The organism is Deltaproteobacteria bacterium, from assembly GCA_016874755.1.
Classification (GTDB): Bacteria; Desulfobacterota; Binatia; order UBA9968; family UBA9968; genus DP-20.
Map to the genome: position 1 here is coordinate 1 of VGTH01000087.1, position 6,474 is coordinate 6,474.

The following is a 6,474-nucleotide window of genomic DNA, read 5'->3' on the forward strand; positions in this document are numbered from 1 at the left end:
TATCCTTTCCTGCCTGCGCCAACAGGCAGCCTTTCGTTTTTAGATTCGCGAAAGGGTACGCCTACCTATTTCCTATTTCCACACGCTTTGATCATAGCTCCAAGATCGCCGTATGTATCTTCTAAAGAGTTAAATGGACAATTTGACCCTGTTTGGTTATAAGCTAAACAGAGATTTGACCCTGTTTATTTCACCCCGTTTATTCCTTCGGTCATTTCCCCGTGTCGCCGAACCGGATCGGCTCGCCGGTCGGTCAACAGGATGTGCCGGAAAACCGTTTCGTAAAAAATCTCGCCGGCCGGCGCGGCGTGCCGATGGACATCGCCAAAGCCGTCGTCTTCATGGTTTCGGACGAATCGGAATTCATTTATGCGATCGACTTGCCGGTGGACGGCGGCGCCCTCGCGATCCTCGATTAGGGTCAAAGAATACAGGGCGGCAAAAGCGACGACAAAATATCTATCGTAGCGGCGGGTCTAAGACCCGCCCGCATTGCGTGATGGCATGCAGTCTGCGGTCAACGCGAAGGGCCCGCGAGTTCGGCAAATCCGGGTTCTGCGCTTTTGCTCGGCAGGAACACAATGATCAGTGCTTGGTGGCCGCGGCCGGGGCGACGATCTTCGAGAACGCCTGCTCGTTGGCTTTCTCCCATTCGACGCTGCGTAGCTGAGTGCGCACGCGGTTGAGCAAGTCGCGATTATTGACCGGCTTGGCGACAAATTCGCTGACGCCCAGCTCCATCGCTGCGGCGCGCGTGATCATATTGTCGCGAGCGGTGAGAAGAATGACCGGAATCTCGGGGGCGATCTTCTTCCGCTCCTGGCAGACTTGCAGGCCGTCCATCACCGGCATCATGACATCGAGGATGATCAGATCGATGGGCTGCTCGCGCACGATTTCTAAACACTGCGCGCCGCTGGAAGCCCCGATGCCGCAAAATTCATGCTTCGACAACAACAGAATCAGAAAATCGAGCACGCCCCTGTTGTCGTCGACCACCAGAATCGTCGGTTTTTCTGTTGTGATTTGATCCATAAGCTCCTCGGAAGCTAGACGCAGCGCTTTTTGCCCGACCCAGCGGTTGCTGGATAGGCGCTCAAAGTCTCTTCGAGCCCGCGCGTGTCTTTAACCGGGAACCATAAGGCTTTGGTTATTTGCTTCCGTACATGGCCGTCAGCATGGCTGATGGTCTTCCACATCGACGCCGAAGCCTGATTGGCATTTGGTTGCGCCCGGCAACCCGCCCCTGCCAGGATTGATAGCGCTCGATGAAGTTGTCGCCGCGATGATTCCCGGCAGCGAGCAATATCGCTACACCATCATTACCCATGCCGGTGAGTTTTGCGCTGCGGTCACTGCGGCTCAGGAGTGCGATTCGATTTTGAAAATCGATAAGCAAGCGACGGTCGCTTTCGATCCGGCGCGGGCGCATATCATTGAACGCAGATAGCAGCGCCATTGCCATTCCGCTGCACGCTTAGTACTATTTCCCTACGGAGATGAAACCCGCCCGAAATATCGCGACTCTCGCACGGACCATCTATTTGGGCAGCGCCTTTGCTCTCCTGTTTTTCCTCGCCGCGTCTGCACCCCACCGCGTACATCATACTTTCGAAGCTTTATTTGCCGCGCCGCAAAGCGCCGTTGCCCACAGCCATGATCACAACGCAGCACACCACCACGAACACGATCAAGGTCGCGAGCCAAATCCAGCATCTTCCGCGCAGCCCGACTGTGCGGTTTTAGCAGCGGCTCAGCAGAGCCATGTTGCAGCGGTGCAACACTTCGGGGTCACGCTGGTTCGAACCGTCGCCGCCCAAGAAACGGTGCCCCGAGCCTTCAGCGTCTCTCTCTACAATCTTTCGCCCTTTTCCCAACGCGCTCCACCGCTCGCCTAGCAACCGCTCCGCATCCGTACATTATAGCTACAGATCTGGCACGACTCTTTGCGCCCGACCTCCAGGTACGTTGGCTGAAAATAACTGCGCAAATGGTCGATTGGTGATTGTCGGCAACTGCCGCTTCGATCATCGGAGAGAGCTTATGAAAATCTTGCTCACGCGATCGAGCGTCGCGCTTTGCTGCGCGCTGCTCACTGGTTGCAGTGTTAGTTCCCCGAGCGTGCCAACCAATTCGGCCGCTCGGCTAATCGACTTTGGCCCCGAGCTTCGTTTCGGCAACAATAAAAAGAATCCCTCAACACCATTTTTGCGTTTCAGCCCCGACGCTCGCCTCTTTGTGATCTGGACCGAAGACCATGAAACGCCCTGGCCAGCGGGCAAAAGCCATTCCGCCCACGGATCGAAGTCAGGCGACCGCGCCTCGTCGCCGATGCGCAACGCCGTGCTTTCTTGGTCGAACGACGGCGGAAAAACTTGGTCGAATCCCAAACGCATCAACGACAAGGTCGAAGCCGTCCAAGGCGAAGAAAACGGCCCGAAGATCGCTTTCGCGCCGAACAACAAAGCTTTTATCGTCTGGTCGATTCCCGGCGGCAAAGGCGACAAGACGCGCGCCAACATTCGCTTTGCCATGGAGGATGGCGAAGGCGGTTTCACTCCGGCGCGCACGCTGAACGAAGTGAAAGACGCCGGTCGCTTTCCAATTATCGAGGCGATGCCGGACGGTAATTTTATCGTCGCCTGGATCGACCGGCGCATTGACAACCCCAAGCCGCGGCAATTGTATCTAATGAAGCTCGATCCACGCGGCCAATCATTGACGAAAAACTATCAAGTTGGTCAAGGCTTATGTGAGTGCTGCAAGCTCGGCATCAATTTCGCCGACGGCGGCAAGACCGTCTATATGGTCGACCGCGAGGTTGACGACAACAAGATTCGTAATCATGTGCTCCGCAAATCGATCGATGGCGGCGCCAGCTTCGCCGCGCCGGTGGAAATCAGCAACGACGGCTGGCAAGTGCCCTCCTGCCCGCACTCCGGACCAAGCATCGGCAGTGACCGGCGCGGCCGCTTGCACGTAAGCTGGTTCACTCAAGGCCGCGCGGAAGCGGAAGCAGGTATCTATTACAGCGTGTTAAAAGATGGCGGGGAAACCTTCGCGCCACGGACAATGATTCACGGCAACACCGCACCGGAAACGCTTTACAACAATCTGGTGGTCGGCAACGACGACACGGTGTACTTCGCCTGGACCAACCTCGATGCCAGCAATCGCGCCCAAGTCTATATGCGCACCCTGGCTCCGGACGGCCAAACCTGGGGCGCGATCCAGCAAATCAGCAATGCCAAAGGCAACGCCAGCCGCGCGGCGCTCGCGCTCAAAGGCAATCAATTGCACATCGCCTGGACGGAAATCGACGGCGAAGACTCGCGGGTAGTCTTCAGAAGTGCGCAGGTAAGCCAATGAAGACATTAGCGCTCGTAACCCGCTTGATCCGGCGCATTCCCCCCTTTGAAAAAGGGGGGCGAGGGGGGATTTTTCTTTCCGCTCAAGGCGCAAATCCCCCTCAATCCCCCTTTTTCAAAGGGGGAAAAATCTCCAAATTTCGCAGCGCGGCAGCCACTTGCGCTATCGCAACGATTCTTCAAACGAACGCGATTCACGCCCAACACGTCCACACGCCACCACCAAGCGTCGCCCCCACCATCGGCTCCGCAGCGGTCCCATTCGAACTCAAGACGCTTGACGGCAAAGCCGCCGGTTTGGAAACATTTCGCGGCAAACCGCTGGTTCTCAACTTCTTCGCCAGTTGGTGCGACCCCTGCCGCGAAGAGATGCCCCAACTCAATGAAATGGCCGCTAGCGCCGCCGGTCGATATCACCTCTTTGGCGTCGCCGTGGAAGACACCCGCGCCGCGATGACGGAATTTGTCAATGAAGCCAAAATCACCTTTCCGGTGGCCCTCGATCCGAACAGCACGGTCAAGCGCCGTTATCGCATTTTCGGCCCGCCGGCGACGTTTTTTATCGATAGCCAAGGCGTGATTCGCGACGTGGTCCTCGGACCGCTCACAGCCGAGCGCGCCAAACAGGCCCTGAAGAAAGTCGGCGCCTCTCGTTAAGACAACCGTGCCCGCTGTCTTCTCTCATATTGCCTCGATCACGGTCGGGTTCTTTGCGCTTTTTCTGATCGCCTCGCCGCCGCACCGCGTCCACCATTTTTTTGAACAGCAGGTGGCAAGCGATGATCGTCACCAGCCTCACGATCACGAGCAGGGCCCCGATCACGAGCAGCCCGCGCAACCCAAGTCGCCGGATTGCGGTCTCCAGACCGCCGCGCAGAGCATCCACGCCACCTTGGTAACGGCAGCAGCCCCTATTGCCATCGAGCTGCTACATTCCCCATCGGCGGTGCGAAACTCTCGGCTAATTTCAACACTTCGCGAATCGCCGCGTCATTCGCGCGCACCGCCCACCGCTTTCTAGTCCGCAGCTTCATGACTGGGAATATTTCCGCTGAACTTTTGCAAGTGCGAAAGCTTTCGCAAGAGTTGGGCACAGGACTAATTTTTTCTGGAGGATTCCACGCAAGCTAGTATAGTTGCAGCACTATTTTTTTTGCCGTAACGCTCCGCACCGCTTTGATCGCCGCTCAAGAACAGCAGCCCATCACGTTGCGTTTCGCCGGCGCCGTCAACGGCGCCGCCTTTGAATGCGGCAAGAACTATTCGAATATCGGCACCACCAAGTCGACGATCACACCGAGCGACTTCCGCTTTTTCGTTTCGGCAGTCGAATTGCTGACGCAAGAAGGCAAAGCCGTGGGTGGCAGTGTCCATGGCGACATCTTTCGCACCGACGGCTACAATCTCGTGCTGCGCCGCGGACCGGTCGACAAACCGGCCAATTTCGAATCCAACAGCGGCGGCGCCAAGCTGAGCTGGAAGCCCAACGACAAACTGTCGAGCTTTTTCGACTTGAGATGCGTTTTTGCTCGGCGCGAGGTTTAGTATCTGTCGGATAGCGCATTCTCGGCCCCTAAGGCCGCACAAATACTTCTTTCAACGATTTCAGGAGGGACACATGCAACAACGCCATCTACTTAGGATCGCGACTTTCTCATTCGCCTGGCTTCTCGCCGCCTCGCCAGTGCCGGCGCAGCACGAGCGCCGCGAAAAGAGCAAAGGGCACAATCATCATCAGCGGTTCGACGATCCGGCGAAATGGTCGAAGTCGTTCGACGATCCAGCGCGCGATGCTTGGCAAAAACCAGAGGAGGTGATCCGCTCGCTCGCACTGAAGGCCGACACGCGCATCGCCGACATCGGCGCGGGCACCGGTTATTTCACGGTTCGGCTCGCTAAATCGGTGCCCGGCGGTCAGGTTTTTGCAGTGGACATCGAGCGAAAGATGGTCGAACACATAGAATCGCGCGCTAAGGAGAGCGGCCTCTTGAACGTGTGCGGCGTAGTCGCGCGCGAAACCTCGGCAAATTTGCCGGAGCCTGTCGATCTGGCGCTGCTGGTGAATTCCTACCACCACATCGATGCGCGGACGGCTTATATGCGCGATCTCGCCGCTTCATTGCGTCCCGGCGGGCGGGTCGCCATCATTGAAGCGCGGCCGGAAGCTGAACAAGGGCCGCCAAAGCACTTCCGGTTGCCAGTCGCTCGAATCGACGAAGAAATGGCAGCTGCCGGATACCGGCGCATAGCGAAGCACGATTTTCTGCCGCGGCAAAATCTTCTCGTCTACGATCGGTCGCAGCGCTAGTTCGACCAGCATCGGCAGAGCAAAAGCCTCGTATCAGTGTCTGTTATTGGGGGCTTCAACGTCGGCGCTGCACTGAGCTACGGCATCGATTTGGGCACGGAATATCGTCCCCCTTCGACGCGGAGTCTGTCGTTCAAGAAGAGCGGCTCCTGCCGATCGTCGCGCGCCGTCGGGTGATAGACGGCTCCGGAGCAATCCAGTCGTAGGAGACGGGCCATGCGAGAGTGCTGTAATAGGATAATAAGTCTAAGTAAAGGCCCTATTAATTTCCTATTAATTTTTACGGTCAATAATTGGCCCCAAGCCCAAAGTAGCGGCCGTCGTTGGCGCGCACGACGTCGTCCTGGCTTGAGGGAGCAGTGAGCGGCGCAACGGTTTTGCCGTCGGCGCCCTTGCTATAGAGATCGAAATCCGAATTGATCGGCACAAGATTTTTGTCCTTGCGCATGTTGTGCCCTTGGACTTTGTGTCGGCCCCTTCGATCTTCAGATACTCGTAAGCGTTGCCCCGACGAGTCGTTTAGACTGAGCGCGGGGATATCCGTGAGTGCGCTTGGATAGGTCTCGTTCGACGATTTGTAGGCTTGAATCTTGTTGTCGAGAACGCGGAGGTCGTTGATCGCGATATTTACCCTCTGTTGATCACGATATTTGTTAAACGCCGGGATCACAAATCGCCGTTAGTGCGCCGAGGATGGTTATAGCTACCAGCAGCTCAATAAGCGTAAACGCTTCGCTATCCCTCTTTACCACGTTTTTTCGGGGTTCTGTGTTTTTCTTGGGGGGGGGGGGGCAAGTG

General features: G+C 57.0%; 9 protein-coding genes. 6 read left to right on the top strand and 3 right to left on the bottom strand.

From position 1 onward, the window contains the following. Positions 1 to 221: 221 nt before the first annotated feature. A complete protein-coding gene (locus tag FJ145_26335) occupies positions 222 to 419 on the top strand; it encodes an SDR family oxidoreductase (protein ID MBM4264929.1) in 198 nt (65 codons plus the stop codon). Between the two features lie 166 nt (positions 420 to 585). On the opposite strand, the gene FJ145_26340 is transcribed toward FJ145_26335, so the two are convergent. Together FJ145_26340 and FJ145_26345 are read right to left on the bottom strand one after the other, a co-directional pair. Further along, positions 586 to 1,035 (bottom strand): response regulator transcription factor, encoded by a 450-nt coding sequence (locus FJ145_26340; GenBank protein MBM4264930.1) that lies wholly within the window; start codon positions 1,033 to 1,035, stop codon positions 586 to 588. Positions 1,036 to 1,150: 115 nt separating this feature from the next. Continuing rightward, positions 1,151 to 1,459 (bottom strand): hypothetical protein, encoded by a 309-nt coding sequence (locus FJ145_26345; GenBank protein MBM4264931.1) that lies wholly within the window; start codon positions 1,457 to 1,459, stop codon positions 1,151 to 1,153. Between the two features lie 779 nt (positions 1,460 to 2,238). Between FJ145_26345 and FJ145_26350 the strand changes: the two genes are divergently transcribed. The 5 genes from FJ145_26350 to FJ145_26370 all read left to right on the top strand — a co-directional run bounded on the left by FJ145_26350 (position 2,239) and on the right by FJ145_26370 (position 5,676). Then, entirely contained in the window at positions 2,239 to 3,369 is a 1,131-nt protein-coding gene (locus tag FJ145_26350) for a hypothetical protein (protein MBM4264932.1), read from the top strand. After that, the gene (locus FJ145_26355; GenBank protein MBM4264933.1) at positions 3,366 to 4,025 is read left to right on the top strand and encodes a TlpA family protein disulfide reductase; all 660 of its coding nucleotides are present in this window, start codon (positions 3,366 to 3,368) and stop codon (positions 4,023 to 4,025) included. The genes FJ145_26350 and FJ145_26355 overlap by 4 nt, the downstream gene beginning before the upstream one ends. 7 nt (positions 4,026 to 4,032) lie before the next feature. Next, positions 4,033 to 4,389, top strand: coding sequence for a hypothetical protein (locus FJ145_26360; GenBank protein ID MBM4264934.1), 357 nt, complete (start codon positions 4,033 to 4,035; stop codon positions 4,387 to 4,389). 155 nt (positions 4,390 to 4,544) lie between these two features. Next, positions 4,545 to 4,913, top strand: coding sequence for a hypothetical protein (locus FJ145_26365; GenBank protein MBM4264935.1), 369 nt, complete (start codon positions 4,545 to 4,547; stop codon positions 4,911 to 4,913). A 73-nt stretch (positions 4,914 to 4,986) separates the two neighbouring features. Next, positions 4,987 to 5,676: a class I SAM-dependent methyltransferase gene (locus FJ145_26370; GenBank protein ID MBM4264936.1), complete on the top strand. Its 690-nt coding sequence runs from the start codon at positions 4,987 to 4,989 to the stop codon at positions 5,674 to 5,676. Between the two features lie 653 nt (positions 5,677 to 6,329). Here the strand turns inward: FJ145_26370 and FJ145_26375 are convergent. Beyond that, the gene (locus tag FJ145_26375) at positions 6,330 to 6,428 is read right to left on the bottom strand and encodes a prepilin-type N-terminal cleavage/methylation domain-containing protein (protein ID MBM4264937.1); all 99 of its coding nucleotides are present in this window, start codon (positions 6,426 to 6,428) and stop codon (positions 6,330 to 6,332) included. Positions 6,429 to 6,474: the final 46 nt, after the last annotated feature.

What these genes read in the sequence shown, in the direction of transcription:
- FJ145_26340 (MBM4264930.1), bottom strand. Translation starts at nt 1,035, where the DNA reads ATGGATCAAATCACAACAGAAAAACCGACGATTCTGGTGGTCGACGAC.
- FJ145_26345 (MBM4264931.1), bottom strand. Translation starts at nt 1,459, where the DNA reads ATGGCGCTGCTATCTGCGTTCAATGATATGCGCCCGCGCCGGATCGAA.
- FJ145_26355 (MBM4264933.1), top strand. Translation starts at nt 3,366, where the DNA reads ATGAAGACATTAGCGCTCGTAACCCGCTTGATCCGGCGCATTCCCCCC.
- FJ145_26370 (MBM4264936.1), top strand. Translation starts at nt 4,987, where the DNA reads ATGCAACAACGCCATCTACTTAGGATCGCGACTTTCTCATTCGCCTGG.